Raw genomic sequence first — 21,909 nt, 5'->3', positions numbered from 1 at the left:
AACTTATTTATCCGTTAACAGTTTCTTTAATTCGTCCCAACGGGGATCGTTTTCTTTTATTGTTTCCTTATCTTCCTTAGGCTGCAATTCTTCTAGTTTCTTTAGGGCCTCAGACTCTAAAGTACCATCGAGTACACCGGGGTGTATACGCTTTTGCGGTACTGCCAGTACCAACATCTCATAAACGTATTGTGCAATGTTCACTTGGTGCTCACCGTGCGGAATGACCAAAATATCATCATCCTCGTCGTTGAACTCTTCCCCGAACTTGACGACCAATTTCAGTTCTGCAGAAATCAGTTGTTCAAAAGGCTCAGCGGTCAAATCACAATTGATGTTCACTGTACCCTGTGCGCCCATTTCAAACTCGAGCATGGTATTCATTTTCTTTAAAACTACGTTTAAAGCAATGTCTGCACCATTGAACTCATCATACCCAAAAGATTCAAAGAACTGGTTATTAATCGTATAGTCAAAATTGTGTTTTCCTTGCTTTAATCCTGAGAAAGGAATACTAAACTCCTTTTGCTTCATCATTACAACACTATTTTTAATACACACGCCTAATCAAAGGCGGGTGCAAAGATACTATTATTTGACAATATTACAACCCTTTTTTACTTGAAATCAACACAGTGCTAAAGTTTTAGGGCTATCGAGAGTTTGCTAACGTCTTACCCTTTGTTTTTGAAGCGGATTTTCGGTCAGTTCTTGATACTCTCCACGATTTTTAAAAATCTGCAATGCCATAAAAACCGCTTCTTTGAAAGAACTAAAGTCGGCTTTGCCTTTTCCTGCTATTTCATAAGCGGTGCCGTGGTCGGGCGAGGTTCGTACTCTAGAAAGACCTGCAGTAAAATTCACTCCCTTTCCGAACGATAACGTTTTAAATGGTATCAAACCTTGGTCGTGATAGGCGGCCAATACGGCATCAAAATTTTTATACGCATCAGAGCCAAAAAAGCTATCGGCAGAATAGGGCCCGAAAACCAGATGACCTGCATTGGACATTTCTTTGATGACTGGCTTTAATATCTCATCGTCTTCTTTACCGATTATACCATTGTCACCACTATGCGGATTGATGCCCAGCAAGGCTATTTTTGGCGCTCGAATGCAGAAATCCATCCGTAACGATTTTTCGATAGTTCGTACCTTATTTCTAATCAATATCGCATTTATCGCCGATGGAGCATCTTTAACGGCCACATGATCGGTAAGCAAACCTACTTTCAGCTCATCGGTAACCATAAACATCAGGCTTTCGCCCTCAAGTTCTTGTGCCAAGAAATCGGTATGGCCCGGAAATTTAAAATCTTCGGCCTGAATATTATTTTTGTTGATGGGTGCAGTGACCAAAGCATCGATATCTCCGCTTTTTAAAGCGTCCACAGCCGCACGAAGTGATTTGATTGCAAATTTACCCGCTTCTTCGGTGGCCTCGCCAAAACTAATTTTTGGCACTTCTTTCCAAACGTTGACCACATTAATTTTACCGTCCAATGCTTTTGAAGCACTTTGAATTCCGTGATAATTGACCTCAATGCCGAGCTCTTTCTTTTGAAAAGCAATGGTTTTACTGGAAGCAAAAATGACAGGCGTGCAAAAATCGAGCATTCGAGCATCTTCAAAGGTCTTAAATACTACCTCACAACCTATTCCGTTCAGGTCTCCTATTGAAATCCCAAGTTTTATTTTAGCCTCTTCCTGCATGATATTCTTTACCTTTGCGTCAAATTTACAATCTACAAAACTACTTAATTTCTACGGAACATGTTCACAGGTATTATTGAAACTTTGGGTACTGTAAAACACTTGGAAAAAGATGGCGGAAACCTTCATATAACTGTCGCTTCCAGCCTTTCCCAAGAATTAAAAATCGACCAGAGCGTTGCCCATAACGGGGTCTGCTTGACCGTGGTTTCCTTAGCGGAAGATTCTTATACCGTAACCGCCATTTCAGAAACATTGGAAAAAACGAACCTAGAACATCTTCAGACCGGAGATCAAATAAATTTGGAACGCGCTATGATTATGGGTTCTCGACTTGACGGACATATCGTACAAGGCCATGTTGATCAAGTGGCGACCTGCTCGTCGGTAGAAGAAAAAGACGGCAGCTGGTTTTTTACTTTTAAATACGACCCATCTATCGGAAACACGACCATTGAAAAGGGGTCTATAACCATAGATGGCACCAGTCTAACGGTTGTAGATTCAGGGTCGGACTCATTTAGTGTAGCCATAATACCCTATACCTACGACCACACGCGATTTAATACCTATCAAGTAGGTACGGTTGTAAACCTTGAATTTGATGTTATCGGTAAATATGTAGCAAAACTATTGTCGCTAAAAAGCACTTAAAAAAGCAAGCACCTAATTTAGCACTATACCTTGATAAATATCTTTCTCTGATAGAGCACATAGGCCAATAAGCAATAAAAGGCAACAACTGTTAGCCCGTATAGTAGTGATGACATTTGTAACGACATGAAACCATGTACGTAAATCGTATCGAACAACCAGCCATGCAATGAAGTCTCCCCGACCTTGATCATACCCAGCACTTTACTTATAAAACTAGAAAAGAAATAAAGTACGATAGCATTTGCCCCGGCATACCTGAAAATAGTACCGAAACTGACTTTCTTTACATCGGTCAAATAATAAATAAGAGCCAAAATGAGATTTGCCCATCCCGCGGTAATCAACACAAAACTACTTGTCCACAATGCTTTGTTGATAGGGAAAACAACATCCCACAAGTAACCTAGTATTAAAAACGAGCCGCCCAGCCCCATTAAAATAGTCGCTTTTTTAGGCTGTTTCGAGACTAAGATAAGGCCTGTGAAAATACCCAATAAAGAAGTCACAATAGAAGGTAGCGTACTTAAAAGCCCCTCGGGGTCATAATCTTCTTTGTAACTATGGCTACCGAAAACCTGAACATCGATGTAATTCGCCAAATTATTAGGCGCTCTTTCGAAAGTTGATTCAACTCCGTTTACGGGAATGAGGTCCATCATAAGCCAATAACCGACCAATAAAGCTACGGCGACGCCAATCAAAGCCTTCCAATTCAGGTTAAGAAAGAGAATCGATGCAAAGAAGAAAACAAGACCGATACGTTGCAAAACACCAGGAAATCTAATATCGGCGAAATTCTTTATAAAAGGAAAGCTGAGAGTAAAAGCCCCCAAAAACAGACCTAAACCTATCAATTTCAAGGTTCTAATTATAATTTTTTTGTAGGTGCCAGAATTGACGGGCTTATTTCTGTACGAGAACACAATAGACGTACCCACAATGAACAGAAAAAATGGAAACACTAGGTCTGTAGGGGTATAACCATGCCATTTTGCATGTTTCAGTGGTGCATAAACTGCTTTCCAAGTTCCTGGGGTGTTGACCAATATCATCAAAACGATGGTCATGCCCCGAAAAATGTCAACGGAGAGAATTCGTTCTTTCATAATAAAGCTAATCGTGGGTTTGGTTGAAATTTGAACTAAAGATAAGTTATTAAGTACTTATACCCATTGCCTATAACCCCCTCTACAAATAAACTATTCGGTATACTAACGACGGCCTTCTGTAACTTACTATATTTTAAATACTTAAAAAATTTTGTCAGTAAAAAAATAGCGGAATATCTCCTCAAAGTCAAAAACACATCTGTTCGGCTTATCTATAAAAGAGTCGTTCTCTTCATAAAAATGAATATAATTTTTAGTACTTCGTTCGTGCAAAACGTTCAACAGTGTTGATGGTAAATACAATAGCATAACGAATTGGACGTTAATTCTAAAGGCTATTTTTAGAATAAGCCCAGAACCCAAATCGGGAGATTGAAGAAACTCCTTAAAAAAGACCCTCATGAAAAAGTGCATATACCTACTGTGCGCAGCTTCGTTCATGTTCACGATCAGCTGCTCAAAAGAGAAAGATGAGATAACCTTGGTGACAGGGGAAGCTCAAATCAAAAGCGAAACAGGACTCTCTTTCGTAAATTCTTCGGGATTTTCAGCCGATTTCGTGAATTACAAATTAAGATATGGCACCGGCCTTGAAAAAGAATACGGCCAAAGCCTGGTTGGCTACAACCACATTCAGCTGCAACAAGGCACCAAAACCATTTACCAAATAGAGGTATTTAAAGATGGCTCAAAAGTGCCTTTCAAAGCGTATATCAATGATGATTCAGGCAATGAGGTAGAAGTTAAATCAACCTCGATAATCGATATCGACCCCGATGAAATTCTTGAGATTTTATTGGACGACCAATAGTCTATAAAATATTTTCTTTCATTCTACCCCAAGCTTTAATCAGTAAAAAGGCGGAAATAGCCGCAACTACGGTTAAAACTAATGCTGCGGTGGTTCGCCCGTAAATCCAATACCCTGTAGCGAACATGATAGTGTAGATCAGTATAACGCCTATAACCATGGCCGTTAGACCTTGTGGTACGCTCCACTTTTCATTGTTTTTCTTAATTTTTTCACCATCGGTATGTGCATCATCAACAACCTTGGCCCAACCTGGGCCTCCTGGTTGAATTTTTATATAAAAACTTCTCAAAACTTCTTTAGACTCGGGTTGTGTCATAAAAGTGGCAAGCAACCATATTACGGTAGTTACTATCATTACGAAAGGCAGCTGCCCCCAATCAGGTAGTATTCCGTTTTCAGCATCGAACAAAAACGGACCTAACGAAGTGGTCGCCAACAAAATGGATAATATACCTGAAGAAAACATGGCTGAAATTTCACTCCATGCATTGATCCGCCACCAAAACCATCTTAATATGAAAATAAGTCCGGTACCCGCACCAAACGAAAGCAATAAATCAAAGACTCCCATAGCATTTTGCATGGCGAGAGCTAAAAAGGCACTCAATACCATTAAAACCACAGTTGAAAGTCTACCAACGGCTACCATCTGCTTTTCGGTAGCATCAGGATTTATCTGTTGCTTGTAGAAGTCAAATACGATATATGACGAGCCCCAATTCAATTGGGTCGATATGGTACTCATATATGCTGCAATCAATGAAGCCAAAACTATCCCTAATAAACCGCTGGGCAGTTTGGTCAACATCGCCGAGTAAGCCAAATCGTTACCCAATTTATCTGCTGGTACATTGGGGAAGGCTTCAGAAATACTGGCAACATCAGGATAAACTACTATCGACGCAAGAGCGACCAAAATCCACGGCCAAGGGCGCAATGCATAATGCATAATATTGAAGAAGAAAGTGGCACCAATAGCATGGTTTTCATCTTTTGCAGCTAACATTCGCTGGGCGATATATCCACCACCGCCTGGTTCTCCACCTGGGTACCACGAACTCCACCATTGCACTGCCAATGGAATTACCAATATGGTTATTACTGCTTTAGTATCGCTTAAATCAGGTAGAATATTGAGTTTGTCCTTTACATTCTCGTTACTCATGATAGCTTCTATACCCCCCACCTCAGGAATATTCACCAAATAATAGGCTGCACCAACAGCACCGGCCATCGCGACAAAGAATAGAAGAAAATCGGTATAGACCACACCTTTAAACCCACCTAAAGCACTGAACACCACAGTTATAAGCCCTGCACCCACAACGGTTTCCCATGGTTCGAGGCCCAACATGATACCCCCAATCTTTATGGCCGCCAAAGTCACGGCCGACATGGTGATAACATTGAAAATAACCCCTAAATAAATGGCTCTAAATTTTCTTAAAAAGCTAGCTGCTTTGCCTCCATACCTTAATTCGTAAAACTCTAAATCCGTTTTAACATTTGACTTACGCCATAATTTGGCATACACGAAAACGGTCAACATACCGGTCAGAAGAAAACACCACCATCCCCAATTGCCCGAAACACCTGTAGTTCTTACAAAATCGGTGACCAAGTTAGGGGTGTCGGTAGAGAATGTTGTGGCCACCATAGACAAACCTAAAAGCCACCAGGGCATGGTTCTTCCCGATAGAAAAAACTCAGATGAATCTTTTCCCGATTTCTTGGAAACATAAAAGCCTATGCCCAAAACAATGGAGAAAAATACGATGATGAAACTGTAATCGAGGGTAGATAACTGCATAGGGTGGAGGTTGGTTTTTTGGTTAGCCGATAAAGATATTATTTTTTTAAGATACTTTTGCCATTTGCCAACTAAACCGTACTCATGCTTTTAGCTGCTTCTTTTGACATTTCACTTACCGCTTGGGCCCTTGCATTTACTGCCGCTATCGTAATCGGACTTTCAAAGGCTGGTATTAAGGGCATTGCAATAGTAAACGTCACCCTAATGGCGCTGGCCTTCGATGCCAAGGCTTCTACTGGTATTGTCGTTCCTTTATTAATTGTGGGTGATGTTTTTGCCGTCATATATTACAACCGCCATGCCAATTGGTGGTATATCGTAAGATTTCTACCTTGGATACTCTTCGGTATATTAATAGGGGTGCTTATCGGAAACGATCTTGATGAGGGTGTTTTCAAAATTGCCATGGCCATTATTATTTTACTTAGCGTGATAATGATGTATTGGTGGGACAGACGAAAATCAAAGAATGTTCCGACTCACTGGGCTTTTGCCGGTTTCGTAGGAACCATAGCAGGAATAACCACCATGATCGGAAATTTAGGCGGGGCTTTCAGCAATATTTATTTTCTGGCGATGCGCGTACAGAAGAATGAATTTATCGGTACCGCCGCATGGTTATTTTTAATTATCAATGTCATCAAGCTGCCCCTTCACATTTTTGTTTGGGAAACGGTGACCACAGAAACATTGCTTTTCGACCTTAAACTGGTTCCTGGTATATTTTTAGGCGTTTTTCTAGGCGTTCGATTGGTGAAACTTATCAAAGAAGATTTTTATCGCAAGATGATATTGGTACTCACAGCCTTAGGGGCCGTTCTGATCTTGATCAAATAACTCTTTCTTTATTCAGTCAATAATAAGTAGTTTTATAGAAATACCTAAACTACTTGATAATGAAGCTCTCAACCTATTCGCTTACTTTATTAAAAGGGTTGACCATTATTTTGACCGCCTTCATAATTTCTTGTCAGCAGAACAAGTCAGCCGAACCCAACAAAGACAACCTTCACATAGAGTTACAAACCGCATTGAATGACCTCGCCGACGTATGGTACCCCCGAACAATAGATTCAATTCATGGTGGTTTTTGGTCAGATTTCAATTATAAATGGGAGAAAGAAGGCAAACAGAACAAATTCTTGGTGAGTCAGGCGCGCCATGTTTGGACCACAGCTACCCTAGCCCATTATTTTAAAGACGACGATTATGAAAAAATAGCTGCCCATGGCTATCATTTTCTTCGGGATAAAATGTGGGATAAAAAACACGGGGGCTTCCATTCGTTATTGGCAATTGATGTAGATTCACTGAAAGTACTTTCCAATGGTAAAAGTGCCTACGGAAATTCATTTGCCATTTACGGACTTGCAGCATATTACAAGGTTTCAAAAGACACCTCGGCCCTTGAACTGGCCAAGGACACATTCAGATGGCTAGAAGAAAACGCCCATGATTCCCTTTATGGCGGGTATTTTGATGTTTTAAAACAAGATGGCTCCTGGATGTTGGACATAAATGAAAATGACCGGAATTACGACAATTTCATTCGAAAAGACTGGAAAGACCAAAATTCATCCATTCATTTACTCGAAAGTTTTACGGCCCTCTATGAAGTTTGGCCTGACCCTTTGCTTCGAAAACGATTAGAAGAACTTTTAATTTTGATACGAGATACGATTACCACCAACAAGGGGTATCTAAGTTTACACTTGACAAGAGATTGGACTCCAATTTCCTTTCGAGATTCTTCAGAAGCCTATAGAAAAAAACACTTTTATCTTGACCATGTCTCTTTTGGCCATGATGTAGAAACCGCTTTTCTATTGTTGGAGGCATCCCACAGATTGGGTTTTAAAAACGACAGCTTGACCGATAAGAAAGCAAAACAAATGGTAGACCATGCCCTTGAATGGGGTTGGGACGAACAAAATGGAGGCTTTTACGATGGGGGCTATTACCGGAGCGATAAAGAACGTAGTATCGAAAATAGGGCGAAAGTCTGGTGGGCCGAGGCCGAGGCTCTCAATTCGCTGCTGTTGATGTCTCAATTACATTCAGAAGACACGCGTTATTATTCGCTCTTTGAAAAACAATGGGAATACATTAAAAACAATCTCATTGATCAAAAATATGGTGGGTGGTATCCTGAAGGTATTGATACCGACCCGAAAGCCACAACAAAAAACAAGGCCCAAATATGGAAGGGCAACTATCACAACATCAGGTCATTGATAAATACTATACAAATGATAGAGGGCAAATTTGAATTGAGTAAAGGCCATCTTCAATAAACTTCAATACTTAAAGGGTTCATAAATTTGAACTCTTTAATTGACTTCCTGTTAGCAGAATTGTATATTGGTATTCTAGTCTTTCTGGCAGAAAACTGCGTATATATTAAAGTTCATGAGATTAAGCCACTTGTGACGACCATATTTTCTGTTAAAAGAACCCCCGACCCTGCCAAAACCATACTAAAGTATTATTTGAAACGTTGGCTACTTAGGGAAGTCCGGCAACGGACAACATTTATTCCTAAATCAACTTCCAAATAAGGGGCGGCAACCTACCGATAAAATCGGTAAATTTTTAAAACAATGAAACATTACTTTGCGTATATAGCAGTTTTGCTTTTGGTATCTTCTTGCGGTAGTGTAGGACTTGTTGGTAATTCTGGAAAAAAAGGAAAAAAGGAGAATGTTTCCCTTACCAGCTCTAAGGCCTACGATCGTTTTGTTACTGATGGCACCGTATCTAAAAAAGGATTGTTCGACGTTCACAAGACGGGCAACAAATACTATTTCGAGATTCAAGATAGTCTACTCAACCGCGAAATGTTGGTGGTAACCCGTTTTATAAAAACTCCTTCCGGCGCCAGTAACTATGGGGGCGAGAAAATTTCAGAAAACACCATCCTTTTTGAAAAAGGCCCTTCAGACAATATTTTTCTTAGAATATCAACCTTGGTCAGTTCGGCCAGTGAAGATGATGCCATTTCAAGGGCGGTCAACAATTCTAACATAACTCCTATTCTTGAGGCTTTTGAAATCAAGGCCCATAACGATGAGAAAAACTCTTATTTAATAGAGGTCACCGATTTCATAAATAGTGAAAATCCGTTATTGGCCCTAAGTTCTGATGCCAAAGATGATTACCGATTACTTTCTATAGAAAAAGACAAATCTTTCATTGAAGAGATAAATACATTTCCGGTCAATACGGAAATAAAGACCGTAAAGACTTACAGGGCAAAGGCTGGTTCCGATAAACGTAAAGAACTACCTGCAGCTGTTTTGGCAGGGGTCGTTACCTTAGAAATCAACAACTCGTTTATTCTGTTGCCCAAAGTGCCCATGCGAAAAAGGATGTATGATGAACGTGTAGGCTATTTTGCAAGCTCATATCTCGAGTACGGTGATGACCAACAGCAGGTTGACCGCAACACTTACATACATAGATGGCGTTTGGAGCCAAAACCGGAAGATTCATTAAAATGGAAGCGCGGGGAATTAGTAGAACCGAAAAATCCTATCGTCTATTATATCGATCCGGCCACGCCGAAAAAATGGAGGCCATACCTCATTCAAGGTATTAATGATTGGCAAGTGGCCTTTGAACAGGCCGGTTTCAAAAATGCGATCGTGGGTAAAGAGTGGCCTCAAAACGATGACCGAATGAGTTTGGAAGACTCTCGTTTTTCTGTATTACGTTATTTTGCCTCCCCATTTAAGAACGCATACGGGCCAAATATTGTGGATCCGCGAAGTGGTGAAATTTTAGAAAGCCATATCGGATGGTACCATAACCTGATGAGCCTGCTTCACAGTTGGTATATGGTTCAGGCCGGTGCGGTCGATGAACGGGCCCGAAAAATGGAATATGATACCGAGTTAATGGGCGAGCTCATTCGTTTTGTGGCCTCTCATGAGGTTGGTCATACCTTGGGCCTGAGACACAATATGGGTGCGAGCCATGCAACCCCAGTCGAAAAATTGCGTGATGCGGAATGGCTTGAGAAAAATGGTCATACCAGTTCGATTATGGATTATGCCCGATTCAATTACGTGGCACAGCCTCAAGACAGCATACCACACAAAGACTTAATGCCGAGAATAGGTGACTACGATAAATGGGCGATTCAGTGGGGCTATTCAAGATTCGCTGAGAATATGTCGACCATAGATGAAAAAGAAATGTTGAGCCAAATGGTGGTCGATAGTGTATCGGCCAACCCTAGACTTTGGTTTGGCGGTGAAGGCCGTGATTTCGACCCGCGCTCACAGACCGAAGATTTGGGCGACGATGCCATGCAGGCCAGCACTTACGGAATTTTGAACTTGCAACGAATTGCGCCATATCTTAAAAAATGGACGCAAAAAAGCAGCAGTGACGATTATACCAACCTTGACCAAGTGTATAAAGATTTAGTTGGTCAGTACAGTGATTACATTTTTCATGTAGCTAAAAATATAGGCGGCATCTACGTAACCCCTAAAACCATGGGCGAAGAGGGCGAGGTATATAGACCCGTAGAAACCCAAAAACAAAAGCAGGCTCTCTTGTTCTTGAACAACTATATTTTTAAAGAGCCCAAATGGTTGTTGAGAAATGAAATCTTGAATGCCATTCAATCTCCGCAATCTAAAGAAGCCGTAACAAAAACTATGGAAAGCGTAATGTTGAACCTTTTGGGTGGCAGCCGCTTGAGCAGAATGACCTTTATTTCTGAACGTTACGAAGATGAAGATCCCTATGCTCCACAAGAATATATGGACGATTTGAGCCAATTGGTTTGGGGCGATATGAATGTTTTTTACCAAACCAACGCCTATCGAAGAAAATTACAAAAGTCTTACGTATCGAATTTGATAGCGCTCTACAAGCCCAGTGAGGCAGAAGGTTTGGTCGAAGGTATTCTCGCTAAACTCTCTGAGGGCTACACCGTGAATACCGATGTACGTTCATTGGCTTTAGACAATTTATTGACCTTGCAAGGGAAAATAAAGCGTACCATTCCGGTAATGACCGATCGCCTTACGATTGCCCATTTAAACTATTTGAAAAGGGAAATCGAATCGGTAATCGGAGAGACCAAAGAGGTTGACCCATTATTTATTCCTTTTCGTAGAGATGTCTCTATCAAGGAGCAAAGTGGGGACGAGTAAACCCTTCCGCACATCACGAAGCATTTCAATATTTTATTTCGCCTAGACCCGGCGCTTCCGTCGGATACAGCACACCATTTTTTAAGTGGAACAACCCTTTAAACGGATCATCTAGAACATCAAGGTGCCCATCTAAATCTGCATAACGAATGTTGGGCCTTGATAAGGCAAAGTGCAATCCCGCTGAAATACCCAAGGCAGATTCATCGTTACATCCGATCATACTTTCGATACCGGCAGCTTTTGCTACCGAATTGATGTGCATTCCCTCTAAAATACCGCCGACTTTCATGAGTTTGATGTTCACCATATCTACCCTTTCGTTCTGGGCCAAACGAAAAGCGTCGGTCAACGTCTTTAAGCTTTCATCGGCCATCACAGGAATATCGACTTGATTCATAACCTCCCCTAGGCGTTCTTCTTTTTCGAGTTTGGTGGGCTGCTCGAAGATTTCAATTCCTATCTGGCTGGTCGCCTTTACAAATGCGACCGAATCAATTACCGAATAGCCTTGATTTCCATCGAAACGAAGGGTAATATCAGGGAATTCTTCATGTAACCTGGTCATTTTCTCAATATCCTCTTCCAAACTATGACCGCCCTTAACTTTCAGTATCGTAAAGCCCTTTTCGACAAATTCCCGAGCTTGGATCAAAGTATCATTAAGCGGCAATATGCCAATGGTTATACTTGTGGCTATACTTTTTTGAAATCCTCCTAGAAACCGATATAAAGGTACATCTGCCTTACGGGCAATTAAATCATGTAGGGCCATATCGACCATGGTCAATGATGACGATTTTTTGCCCAACATACCTTTAAGTTCCATTAAAATGAGGGCATAGGTGAACGGGTCTTTGCCTTTTAAAAGAGGAATAATGGTGTTGGTGATAGCGTCTTCAACCTCAGCAGCAGTTTCACCGGTAACAATCTTGTCGGGAGCAGCGCACCCATAACCAACGATATGAGAGTCCGTCTCTACCTTTAAAATAAAGTTTACCGTGCTATCAATAGTCTCATACGCAATGGTATAAGGCTCAGAAAGTTTTAGGTTCAAACGCTCATAACTAATATGGGTAATTCTCATTTGATTTTCTCCTTCAAAAGTTGAATTAAATCTTTGACACCATACTTCAACACATCAAAGGCCGGTAATTTGGTCTCTAAGGTAATCTGCTTGCAAGCCTCTAAAATTTCATCTTCTTGCATATTTTCATGGTTAACGGTAATGGCGATTACCTTCTTGCCCGAAATGACTTCAATGGCATTGATTTGTTCGGGTAGGGAATGCAGTTTATAACCAGGAAAACCATCATACTCCTCTCTTTTGGGCGCATGCTGAAGAATAACATAATCGGGCCTACCCGCGGCCAATATTTCAAACCCACCCGGATAAGCGGGATTCATCAAACTACCCTGCCCTTCAATTACGATAACATCGGGCTTTTCGTTATTATAGGCGCTTACCACCGCATGTTCGATTTCACCGGAAACAAAGTCGTTTATACAACTATCCATCACCATGCTGTATTTGGCCCCTTGCATCCACGCGGTTTGCCCGGTACCGATCATTTCAGATTTTAGCCCCGCATCTCTGAACCCATGAACCAGTAACCAAGAAGTGGTTCTTTTGCCCAAGGCAGAATCAGTGCCTAACACAGCCAATTTTAAACAATCGACTTTTTCGATTTCTCCCGTAAAAAAGTGCAACTTGTCTCGATCCGGCGTCTTTCTTACATCACGAATGCGACAATTGTTCTCCGCTGCTATTTGTACCATTACAGCATCGTTAGATAAGAAATCATGTAATCCGCTATCAACGTTCCAGCCCATCTGAAGGGCTTTTTTGATCGTTGCCGTAGCTTCGTTGGGCAAACGGCCCCCATCGGGCGCCAAGCCGACTACCAATGATTTTGGCATATTTCCGTTGGGCTCCAAGGCATCAATAGCCGCTTCGAGGTTTTCAAATATTGGAATTCCGTTCGGCTTACCATCAAGCACTTTACCGGCATCCCTCCCTTTATACTTTTTATCTAGCACGCCTACAATTTCATAACGCTCGGTAAAACGTACAAGCCCGTGCGCTGTTTTTCCATTAGGGGTGTTGAAGGCTCCTTCACAATAAACAAGGGCCTTACCATCGATTGATTCTTTCATTATAAAAATATTTTAATTTTTTGCGGTCAATACCGCAACGAACCGGTCGGGTTCAAAATTCATTTGTTCGTCTAGCTCCAATAAGGCAATTAGGCCAGCAGTGGAAGCCGGTAAAATGCGAAAGCCTTCTTTTTTCGCCAACAGGGCGGTCATATCTCTTAATTTCCTATCACTTACGTTATAAGCCTCCCCTTCGGATTCTCTCAACGCGTACAAGGCCTCTTCACCATCAAAACTGTGCCAGTTGATCAAGGGTTCATTGTATTTGGTCTCCTTGATCTGTTCCGGTTTCAAATCTTTACAATAATCCAAGCCCTGCAAAAAAGACTGGATAATCGGGTTCTTTTTCGAGGAGGATGCCGCCACCATTTTCGGAATGCGCGACGTTTTTCCTCGTTTGTACAGATTCACGAATCCGCGATAAATACCGGCGAAAAGGGTACCGTTGGAGACGGGCACCGCACAATATTTGGGCGCATCGCCCAAGTCTTCAAAAATCTCGGTGGCAATTTGGGAGTAAGCACTGATCTGCAGAGGGGTGTTCGATCCGCCAGGGTTGGCGTCATACCACCCATTGGCCACTGCCAATTCGCTGCTGGCCTTGACCACATCTTCATAATTACCAGGTAAACGAATAATTTTAGAGCCCAGCAGCTCCATTTCGGCAATTCGTTCGGTATGGTACGATTCCGGAATATAAATATGGCACTCTAGCCCTGCCAAATGTGCGGCAAGGGCCACGGCCACACCATAATTTCCGCAGGTGGCGAGTGATACCGTACTAAAATCGCGACGAAGGGCATCGTACATTTGGGCAAAGGCTATGCGGTCTTTTTGGGTACCGGTCGGGTTATCGCCTTCATATTTGATATAGAGCTGGCGAATATCAAACTCGCGCTCTAAAGATTTGGCTCGGTGGAGGCCCGTATCACCGACCTCAAGGTTGATGATGTCTTCGTACGATTCAAGTCGGTCCATGAGCGATTTGCTCTTGTCCCGAACGAACGCGCTTAGTTTTTTGGTCTCCGAAGAGACCTTGTTTTCAGCGGTTTTAACACCGTCTCTTAAATCCATTTCATAAGTATTCTAAACTGGAATAGTGGTATCAAATGTAATTTCTTTTTATACATGTTTTCACAAATTAGTGCCAAATCGAAGCAACGAGTTTTAGGGTTCTGACACGTACTTTTCCATGGAAGTCAATTCTGGTGAACCGCCCCTGTTTCCACAACCCGAAGCAATAAAAACATTATTTTCGAAAAGGATAAGTCCGGTACCATGCCTTCCTTCTTTTAGGCTGGGAAGGGTTCTCCATATATTGTTCGTCAAATCGAGTGCCTCAACATCGGCATGGGCCTTTTCTTGTTTCGAAGATTCACCCCCAACAACCCATACTTCGTTCTCAAAAAGTATAGCCGCATTACCCGCACGTTTTGTTGGAATAGGGTCGCTCAATGTCTGCCAAGTATCGCTCTCAATATCGTAGACATCTACCTCTGCTACCGTTCCCCCGAACGGGTTATCAGGTTCACTGCCCGTTCTTCTACCGGCCGGGGCATAAATTTTTCCATCGGCCAGTACCGCTTGAAAATGGTCACGTGCTCGGGGGGCATCGCTCAAAACTTTCCACTCTCCCGTTTTGGGGTCATAGCTATCCATCCAGTTTTTATGGTCTCCAATATGACCATTCTTAATACCGCAGGCCACATAAATTTTACCGTTGTGCAATGCGTTTCCGGTAGAGCCCCTTCTTCTATCGGCAGGTATCATATCGCCTTTCGACCATTTGTCGGCCTTCGGGTCATACACATAAATGTACTCTGTTGGAGTCTCACCAGGCCACTTTCCTGTTAAGGCTGTAATTACATATATTTTATCTTCGAATACCACAGGCTGAAAATGATGAAGCTCAATCGGTGGCTTTTGCCCTTCTGACCAAGTTTTACTTTTGGTGTTATAAATGCTTAAGGGGCGAATATCCCTTCCCCCCAACAAATAAAAGGCAGCGCCCACCTTAACAAAGGCGGCTTCATGTCTCGCAACAGGCTCTGTGCCATCTTCGGTAATTACAGGTTGCCATTCAGCGGAAGCCTGGCCTTCGATTTTTTCAGTAGTTACCTCCTTCTCGACTTTTTTGGTTTCTTTACAATTGATCATTAAGATGACCAAGCTTATCAAAGCAATAAATCGTATCATACAGATTAATTAATTCGTGGAATATCTTAAAAGTAAGGTATAATTACAAGGCCACGAAGTGTATATTTAGAAAAGAACTGTGGCGTTAGGGCTAATTTCTTATATTTATTGGCTCGCCAACAGATATGAACTTACCCTCTTACTTTATTAGCTGCGATTGGGGCACTTCCAATTTTAGACTTCGTGCTGTAGACACTTCTACCTTCGAGGTGCTATCTGAATTTAAAAGTGACGAGGGTATAAAAAAGAGATTTCAAAAGTTCAACGAGCAAGAAAGTTTCGAACGTAAAGAGTTTTTTCTTTCTTATTTAATGGAACAGGTCACGAAACTGAAACTCGCCGATGCCAATAAAACCGTAATTGTGGCCTCGGGCATGATGTCTTCATCGATTGGCATGAAAGAATTGCCCTATGGTAATATGCCCTTTGCCTTTACCGGGTTCGATCTTTTAAAAGAGATGATTGAGTTTCCCGATGCCCCTGATCTTATTCTGGTCTCTGGGGTGAAAACCGATAACGACGTTATGCGCGGCGAAGAAGTTCAGGCCATCGGTATCGCCAATCACCTTCCGATGACCGATACCGGCATTCTAATTCAACCGGGAACCCACTGTAAACACATCAATTTTAAAAATGGGCGCTTCGAGAATTTTAAGACTTTTATGACGGGCGAACTTTTTGAAGTTATCAGCCAACATAGTATTCTGGCCGCTACTACAACACATGCAGTTTGGGACGATTCTTATGAAGATGTTTTTTTAAGCGGTGTTAAAAAGGGCTTGTCAAACGGACTAATGGAACACCTATTCGCTATAAGGGCAAATAGCCTACTGAATGGGGTTTCATCTATAGAGAATTCTTTTTTTCTTTCAGGATTGTTGATCGGTAGTGAGCTATCGGGGCTCGTAGATAAAAATGAGAAAGTATTTCTTGGTGCTACGGGAATCTATAGCAAACTTTATAGGCTCGCTTTAACCTATTTTTTATCGCAAGACGACTTGATATGCTTCAATAGCGGCGATATGGAAAATGCCCTTTTCGCCGGGCAACTAAAAGTACTGAAAACGTATGTCTCATAACCCCTTTTCTTGGCCCCGCTTCAATCAGAATCCCATCGTAGGCATATTGCGCGGCCTGTCTACCGATGAAGTTTTACAGCTTGTACCCATTTACCTAAAGAGTGGTTTTTACACCTTGGAAATCACCATGAATTCTCCTGATGTTGTCAAAACCATTTCGGTTTTACGAGAAAGATATACCGACCTTAATGTAGGCGCAGGTACCGTATGTACTCAAGATGATCTTGAAATAGCGCTTTCTGCTGGCGCCCAATTTATCGTTACGCCCATTATTGATACCGAAGTTATTGAACGATGCGTGAGAAGAGATATTCCGATATTTCCCGGGGCGTATACCCCAACTGAAATTTATACGGCCTGGAAGTTAGGTGCCTCGGCGGTCAAAATTTTTCCTGCAACGCAATTAGGTCCGAAATATGTCAAAGACGTCTTGGCCCCTTTGAACGATATCAAACTTCTGCCTACAGGTGGGGTTTCTGCCGATAATATCAGTGCCTTTTTTAAGGCTGGTGCCATAGGTGTGGGTATGGGCAGCTCGCTCTTCGATAAAAACCTCATCAAAAACCAAGATTTTGAGGGCTTGGAGAAGCATTTTCAAAAGGTTGCCAGTTTGATTCTATAGGTCGTTACTGCTTTGGCCAAAATTGATCCAAAAAATAGAAATTCCTAATTGATCTCAAAGAGTTCGATAATAGTTAAATTCGCACTCAACTTACCAAGATGAAAGAAGAAGTCGTTAGAACCAAAGACGTTTTTAAAAGCTGTTTTTTTGTCGGCTGCTTTGGTATCATCATTTTTATTCTGGCCGCCCTAGGGTATCTTTTTCTATGGCCTTATGATTAGCTTGGTCGACCCAGCCCCAAAATTTACCCAAACCTATTGTCTAAAGGTACCTTCGAATTTTTCAGGTCATTTAAATTATGTATTGCGTCATCTTGATGGCTGGTTGATCTCTACCTTTATATTCCAATAATTTTTATCAAAACATTGTCTTATGATTACAGAAAACAAACATCGAGATAACGAGAGAAAGCATGAAGGCTTGGAAAATGATGTTCAGCAGAACCGAGGTATGAATTCTGAGCATAACGATAGAGAACCTAACGAAAATAGTAATGAGGATAAACCCAGCCCCGTTGACAATGGAGGAGCTCGGTCGACCAATTTTGATTCAAGACTAGAAAAACAATGGTTAGCGGTGCGGGATGAATATCTTGCAAATTATCCCGATTTAAAAGATGTAGACACCGATTATGAAGAAGGAAGTTTTCATACCGTAGTGGCCCGACTGGCAGAAAACAAAAAAAGTAGTCCAGAAGAGATTCAAAATGAAATTTTAGAATGGTCTTCAGTTAATTCAGCGCAGCAATAAATCTCCTTTTAAATAAAATATTATCAAATCTTAAATCCGGATTCTTATCGATTCGGATTTTTTGGTTTGTTAAAAATCCTATTTCTATTGTAAGGTTGAATCGGCTATTATAAATCATATCTTTTTATAATTCAGATTCTTACAAGTGCTAAACAAAAAATACTACATGCGTTCACAATTTTTTATTTATATCTTTCTTATTTGCTACACTGGTGTATTTGCACAAAAATCGCAGGCGCCAAACTACCCTTCTGATAAGGAAGCTTCCCACTCATTTTATATCACTTCAAACGTGGGTAACGTACCGTTTGAAGAGGCTCAAAAAATTTTAGAGCAAATCAATACCGATTCAAAAAATGATACCGATGCAACCTTACTCTTGTTGGGTAATGTTATAAATGAAGAGGGTTTTCCGTCAAAGAACAAAAAGCAAGACAAAGAAAAAGAGTATTTGAGGCCCTTGATGAAAACCTGGGACCATTTTAACGGGAACGTAATTCTAACACCCGGTAAAAATGAATGGTTGACCGATGCCCCCCAAAGTATCGATGACCTAGAATCATTTTTGCAAGATAACAGTACTGCTAAATTTTGGCCCAATGATGGATGCCCGCTGGAGCGTGAGACAATTAATGACGATGTGGTACTCGTAATGGTAGATTCGCAATGGTTTTTAGAAGATTGGGACGACCACCCGTATATTAACGAGAAGTGCGAACTTAAGACCAGAGATCAGTTTTGGGCGGAGTTTAAAGATGACTTAAAAGACAGTCAGGGCAAAACGGTCATCGTTGCCGTCTATCAACCGGTAATGAGTAACAGTACGATTTCCGTCATAGATAAAATGGGCGGTTTTAGACCCGAATCATATCAAAATGAACAAAATCGAGCTTTACGTGGGCGCCTAGAGACCATTGCCAGTCAGTTCGAAGATGTCATATTCGTGTCGGGTAAAGACCGTAATCTACAGTATTTAGAAGATGATGGCATTCCGCAGATTATCAGCGGGGCTGTGGGCAAAACCGAAAAAGCAAGAGCGCCAAAAGATGAGCATTTTGAAAGTGATAAGCAGGGGTATGCAAAATTGACCGTTTTTAAAGATGGTAGTTCTGAGGTTGACTTTTTTGAAATAGGTGACGATACTTCCAAATCGATTTTTACCCATAAAATTCAACGTGAGCGGCTCTCTGTAGATGATATTTCATTTCCAAAAAAACCATATGGCCCTACCGCTAAGGCATCTATATATACGAAAGAAGAAACCGATAAGAGTGGTTTTTACAAGTGGCTCTGGGGAAATCATTACAGAAATCTTTACAGTAAAGAAATTGAAGCTCCAGTTTTACAAATAGACGAGCTACCAGACAATGTAAGGCCTATTTCCGAAGGTGGCGGAACGCAATCACGGTCACTTCGATTAATCGATGATAATGAGCATGAATATACATTGCGCGCGCTACGCAAAAGCGCCGTTCGATTTCTGCAGACCAATGCCATCGACAATCATTATGTTGAAGATTACCTCAAAAATACGGTCGCAGAGCGATACTTGCTCGATTTTTATACCACGGCGCACCCTTATGCGCAATTTTCAATGAACGAGCTTTCTGAATCGCTCGGTGTGCTTCACGCAAACCCGAATATATATTATGTGCCCAAACAAAAGGGGTTGGGCATTTATAACGAAGACTATGGCGATGCACTTTTTATGCTCGAAGAACATGTGGGAGATGAAAACAAAAGTTTTGAAACCTTCGGAAAACCCGATGATATTTTAAGTACGAAGGATCTACGCTTAGAGCTGAGGGAGTCGAAAGAATCTTATGTAGATGAAGCAAGTTTTATACGGGCCCGGCTATTCGATATGCTGGTCGGCAATTGGGACCGCCATCAAGACCAATGGCGTTGGGCACAGTTCGAAACCGAAGATGGCCGTAAAAGATATGAGGCCATACCACGTGATTGGGATCAGGCTTTTCCTAAATACGACGGACCTATAATCGCCATGTTGAAGCTTTCTTTTCCAATACTACGAAAAATGGAAAGTTTTGATGCCGATGTCAAGAATGCCAAATGGTTCAACTATTCCGGTTATCCCCTAGATAAAGCGTTTATAAAAACTGCAAATTGGGAAGATTGGAAAGCGCAGGTAGATTTTATTCAAGAGAACCTGACGGATGAAGAAATCAACGCAGCATTTGAGTCCCTCCCGAAAGAAGCGCAAGATAGCAGCATAGAAACCATAAAAAAGAACTTGCAGTTAAGACGTGATGGATTAGAAAAAATAGCAAAATCGTACTACGACTACCTTAAAAAATTTGAGGTTGTTATTGGAACAGAAGATGATGATGATTTTTTGATTACCAGAAAACCGAACGGCGTGACCAACATTAGCATTTCAAAAGATGCTATGGTGTTCAATAACTCATACGATTCCAAACAAACCAAAGAGATTTGGTTGTATGGGCTTGACGGTAAAGATTCGTTTACCGTCACCGGAGAGGGTAATAACCCTATAGATATTAAAATTATGGGGGGTAAGAAAAACGACACCTACGATTTTAAGACCGCCAAAAAGGTGAAGCTCTACGATTATAAGAGCAAGAAAAATACTATTGTGAATCCGAAATCAAAAAAATGGCTTACAGATTCATATAATGTTAACAATCACGATTATCAAAAGAGAAAATATCATGAGAATATTGTGTTCCCAAGCCTAGGGTATGATGGTGATACCGGGTTCAGGTTAGGACTCAAAAATCGTTTTACCACTTATGGGTTGGTTAATAATCCTTTTGAAACACAGCATACTATCGGTTCCGAATACTTTTTCGCCACCAACGGATTCGCGATTGATTATAATGCTGAATTCGGCCATATATTTTATAATTGGAACCTAGGTCTCGATTTAAGATATGCCAGCCCCAATTTTACAATGAACTATTTTGGAGAGGGCAATAATTCACAGTATGATAATGACCTTGACCGCGATTACAACCGAGTTCGTATCAGGCAATGGAAATTCTCCCCTTATTTAGTGCATAAAAATAGAGGCAGCAGCTATCATTTAAGAACAGCTATAGAGTCTTTTGATGTGTCTAATGACAGCAACCGTTTTGTGGGACAGTCATTTGCTGCCGATGATGATGTCTATGAGCAACAATTATATGCTACGACCGAGGTAGGCTATAACTATAAGAACCAAAATGACCCAGCTTTTCCAAATCGGGCGATGGAAGCCGATGTGATTGCGGGCTATAAGTCGAATATTGATGGCTACGGCAATCGTTTCGGGTATGTGAAACCTACGCTGTCATTGGTATATCCGTTACACCCGAGCGGCATAGCCGTAATCGCCACAAAAGTTGCAGGGGAGGTGGTCTTGGGCGATAATTATGAATTCTACCACGGTGCCCTTTTAGGTGGAAACCAAAGTTTACGGGCCTATAGAAACGAGCGATTTAATGGGAAGAGCGCTTTTTACCAAAGTACAGATTTAAGGGTCGGTATAACTAGGTTCAGAACCAATTTTATTCCGCTTCAGTTGGGGGTAAGTGCAGGTTTTGACTATGGACGCGTTTGGGCGGAAAATGATAATTCATCGAAATGGCATAATGACTACGGAGGTTCGGTATGGGTATCGGGTTTTAGCGCATTTACCGGAAATCTTGGTTTTTATCATGGGGAAGATGGCAACCGATTAATATTCAGTGTTGGCTTTAATTTTTAGGAGAGTGGGGAGATATGGGACCATATTTTAATATTGCTTCGGATATTAAGTCGCTATCAACTCATTTTATCATTGTTTTCGCAGTATGGGAGTAGTTCTAG

General features: G+C 41.4%; 17 protein-coding genes. 9 read left to right on the top strand and 8 right to left on the bottom strand.

The features are described 5' to 3' along the window. Positions 1–3: 3 nt before the first annotated feature. Both IV512_RS05240 and pdxA read right to left on the bottom strand, forming a co-directional pair. Entirely contained in the window at positions 4–537 is a 534-nt protein-coding gene (locus IV512_RS05240; RefSeq protein ID WP_209401346.1) for a DUF177 domain-containing protein, read from the bottom strand. Between the two features lie 129 nt (positions 538–666). Next, positions 667–1,713: a 4-hydroxythreonine-4-phosphate dehydrogenase PdxA gene (pdxA, locus tag IV512_RS05235; RefSeq protein ID WP_209401344.1), complete on the bottom strand. Its 1,047-nt coding sequence runs from the start codon at positions 1,711–1,713 to the stop codon at positions 667–669. A gap of 60 nt (positions 1,714–1,773) precedes the next feature. Between pdxA and IV512_RS05230 the strand changes: the two genes are divergently transcribed. Beyond that, complete coding sequence (locus tag IV512_RS05230) at positions 1,774–2,367, top strand: riboflavin synthase (protein WP_209401342.1); 594 nt, start codon at positions 1,774–1,776, stop codon at positions 2,365–2,367. Between the two features lie 23 nt (positions 2,368–2,390). Here IV512_RS05230 and IV512_RS05225 read toward each other — a convergent pair whose 3' ends face one another. Beyond that, positions 2,391–3,476 (bottom strand): acyltransferase family protein, encoded by a 1,086-nt coding sequence (locus tag IV512_RS05225; protein ID WP_209401340.1) that lies wholly within the window; start codon positions 3,474–3,476, stop codon positions 2,391–2,393. 403 nt (positions 3,477–3,879) lie between these two features. Here IV512_RS05225 and IV512_RS05220 point away from each other — a divergent pair, with 403 nt between their 5' ends. Further along, the gene (locus IV512_RS05220) at positions 3,880–4,290 is read left to right on the top strand and encodes a hypothetical protein (protein ID WP_209401338.1); all 411 of its coding nucleotides are present in this window, start codon (positions 3,880–3,882) and stop codon (positions 4,288–4,290) included. A gap of 1 nt (position 4,291) precedes the next feature. Here the strand turns inward: IV512_RS05220 and IV512_RS05215 are convergent, their stop codons facing one another. Then, positions 4,292–6,103: a sodium:solute symporter family protein gene (locus IV512_RS05215; RefSeq protein WP_209401336.1), complete on the bottom strand. Its 1,812-nt coding sequence runs from the start codon at positions 6,101–6,103 to the stop codon at positions 4,292–4,294. Positions 6,104–6,187: 84 nt separating this feature from the next. On the opposite strand from IV512_RS05215, the gene IV512_RS05210 reads away from it, so the two are divergent. The 3 genes from IV512_RS05210 to IV512_RS05200 all read left to right on the top strand — a co-directional run bounded on the left by IV512_RS05210 (position 6,188) and on the right by IV512_RS05200 (position 11,274). Further along, the gene (locus IV512_RS05210; RefSeq protein ID WP_209401334.1) at positions 6,188–6,943 is read left to right on the top strand and encodes a sulfite exporter TauE/SafE family protein; all 756 of its coding nucleotides are present in this window, start codon (positions 6,188–6,190) and stop codon (positions 6,941–6,943) included. Positions 6,944–7,002: 59 nt separating this feature from the next. Then, entirely contained in the window at positions 7,003–8,400 is a 1,398-nt protein-coding gene (locus IV512_RS05205) for an AGE family epimerase/isomerase (protein WP_209401332.1), read from the top strand. 306 nt (positions 8,401–8,706) lie between these two features. Beyond that, entirely contained in the window at positions 8,707–11,274 is a 2,568-nt protein-coding gene (locus IV512_RS05200; protein ID WP_209401330.1) for a zinc-dependent metalloprotease, read from the top strand. Positions 11,275–11,299: 25 nt separating this feature from the next. Here the strand turns inward: IV512_RS05200 and IV512_RS05195 are convergent, their stop codons facing one another. The 4 genes from IV512_RS05195 to IV512_RS05180 form a co-directional block, all read right to left on the bottom strand. After that, complete coding sequence (locus IV512_RS05195) at positions 11,300–12,361, bottom strand: mandelate racemase/muconate lactonizing enzyme family protein (RefSeq protein ID WP_209401328.1); 1,062 nt, start codon at positions 12,359–12,361, stop codon at positions 11,300–11,302. Then, complete coding sequence (locus IV512_RS05190) at positions 12,358–13,431, bottom strand: DUF1611 domain-containing protein (protein ID WP_209401326.1); 1,074 nt, start codon at positions 13,429–13,431, stop codon at positions 12,358–12,360. The genes IV512_RS05195 and IV512_RS05190 overlap by 4 nt, the downstream gene beginning before the upstream one ends. A gap of 12 nt (positions 13,432–13,443) precedes the next feature. Next, positions 13,444–14,505: a pyridoxal-phosphate dependent enzyme gene (locus IV512_RS05185; protein ID WP_209401324.1), complete on the bottom strand. Its 1,062-nt coding sequence runs from the start codon at positions 14,503–14,505 to the stop codon at positions 13,444–13,446. A 93-nt stretch (positions 14,506–14,598) separates the two neighbouring features. After that, positions 14,599–15,627, bottom strand: coding sequence for a kelch repeat-containing protein (locus tag IV512_RS05180; RefSeq protein WP_209401322.1), 1,029 nt, complete (start codon positions 15,625–15,627; stop codon positions 14,599–14,601). A gap of 125 nt (positions 15,628–15,752) precedes the next feature. Here IV512_RS05180 and IV512_RS05175 point away from each other — a divergent pair, with 125 nt between their 5' ends. From IV512_RS05175 to IV512_RS05160, 4 genes are all read left to right on the top strand, one after another. Continuing rightward, a complete protein-coding gene (locus tag IV512_RS05175) occupies positions 15,753–16,706 on the top strand; it encodes a 2-dehydro-3-deoxygalactonokinase (protein WP_209401320.1) in 954 nt (317 codons plus the stop codon). Next, the gene (locus tag IV512_RS05170; RefSeq protein ID WP_209401318.1) at positions 16,696–17,328 is read left to right on the top strand and encodes a bifunctional 4-hydroxy-2-oxoglutarate aldolase/2-dehydro-3-deoxy-phosphogluconate aldolase; all 633 of its coding nucleotides are present in this window, start codon (positions 16,696–16,698) and stop codon (positions 17,326–17,328) included. The genes IV512_RS05175 and IV512_RS05170 overlap by 11 nt, the downstream gene beginning before the upstream one ends. A gap of 372 nt (positions 17,329–17,700) precedes the next feature. Beyond that, the gene (locus IV512_RS05165) at positions 17,701–18,078 is read left to right on the top strand and encodes a hypothetical protein (RefSeq protein ID WP_209401316.1); all 378 of its coding nucleotides are present in this window, start codon (positions 17,701–17,703) and stop codon (positions 18,076–18,078) included. A gap of 166 nt (positions 18,079–18,244) precedes the next feature. Continuing rightward, complete coding sequence (locus tag IV512_RS05160; RefSeq protein WP_209401315.1) at positions 18,245–21,808, top strand: metallophosphatase; 3,564 nt, start codon at positions 18,245–18,247, stop codon at positions 21,806–21,808. The last annotated feature ends 101 nt before the right edge of the window (positions 21,809–21,909 follow it).

Source organism: Pseudozobellia sp. WGM2 (assembly GCF_017810075.1).
In the GTDB taxonomy this organism is placed as follows: domain Bacteria; phylum Bacteroidota; class Bacteroidia; order Flavobacteriales; family Flavobacteriaceae; genus JADNYK01.
This window is presented reverse-complemented; position numbering and strand designations above follow the sequence as displayed.

Excerpts from the sequence above, each read along its gene's own strand:
- IV512_RS05195 (WP_209401328.1), bottom strand. The coding sequence starts at position 12,361 with ATGAGAATTACCCATATTAGTTATGAGCGTTTGAACCTAAAACTTTCT.
- IV512_RS05185 (WP_209401324.1), bottom strand. The coding sequence starts at position 14,505 with ATGGATTTAAGAGACGGTGTTAAAACCGCTGAAAACAAGGTCTCTTCG.
- IV512_RS05220 (WP_209401338.1), top strand. The coding sequence starts at position 3,880 with ATGAAAAAGTGCATATACCTACTGTGCGCAGCTTCGTTCATGTTCACG.
- IV512_RS05200 (WP_209401330.1), top strand. The coding sequence starts at position 8,707 with ATGAAACATTACTTTGCGTATATAGCAGTTTTGCTTTTGGTATCTTCT.
- IV512_RS05205 (WP_209401332.1), top strand. The coding sequence starts at position 7,003 with ATGAAGCTCTCAACCTATTCGCTTACTTTATTAAAAGGGTTGACCATT.
- pdxA (WP_209401344.1), bottom strand. The coding sequence starts at position 1,713 with ATGCAGGAAGAGGCTAAAATAAAACTTGGGATTTCAATAGGAGACCTG.
- IV512_RS05190 (WP_209401326.1), bottom strand. The coding sequence starts at position 13,431 with ATGAAAGAATCAATCGATGGTAAGGCCCTTGTTTATTGTGAAGGAGCC.
- IV512_RS05210 (WP_209401334.1), top strand. The coding sequence starts at position 6,188 with ATGCTTTTAGCTGCTTCTTTTGACATTTCACTTACCGCTTGGGCCCTT.
- IV512_RS05160 (WP_209401315.1), top strand. The coding sequence starts at position 18,245 with ATGCGTTCACAATTTTTTATTTATATCTTTCTTATTTGCTACACTGGT.
- IV512_RS05175 (WP_209401320.1), top strand. The coding sequence starts at position 15,753 with ATGAACTTACCCTCTTACTTTATTAGCTGCGATTGGGGCACTTCCAAT.
- IV512_RS05225 (WP_209401340.1), bottom strand. The coding sequence starts at position 3,476 with ATGAAAGAACGAATTCTCTCCGTTGACATTTTTCGGGGCATGACCATC.
- IV512_RS05165 (WP_209401316.1), top strand. The coding sequence starts at position 17,701 with ATGATTACAGAAAACAAACATCGAGATAACGAGAGAAAGCATGAAGGC.
- IV512_RS05230 (WP_209401342.1), top strand. The coding sequence starts at position 1,774 with ATGTTCACAGGTATTATTGAAACTTTGGGTACTGTAAAACACTTGGAA.
- IV512_RS05180 (WP_209401322.1), bottom strand. The coding sequence starts at position 15,627 with ATGATACGATTTATTGCTTTGATAAGCTTGGTCATCTTAATGATCAAT.
- IV512_RS05240 (WP_209401346.1), bottom strand. The coding sequence starts at position 537 with ATGATGAAGCAAAAGGAGTTTAGTATTCCTTTCTCAGGATTAAAGCAA.
- IV512_RS05170 (WP_209401318.1), top strand. The coding sequence starts at position 16,696 with ATGTCTCATAACCCCTTTTCTTGGCCCCGCTTCAATCAGAATCCCATC.
- IV512_RS05215 (WP_209401336.1), bottom strand. The coding sequence starts at position 6,103 with ATGCAGTTATCTACCCTCGATTACAGTTTCATCATCGTATTTTTCTCC.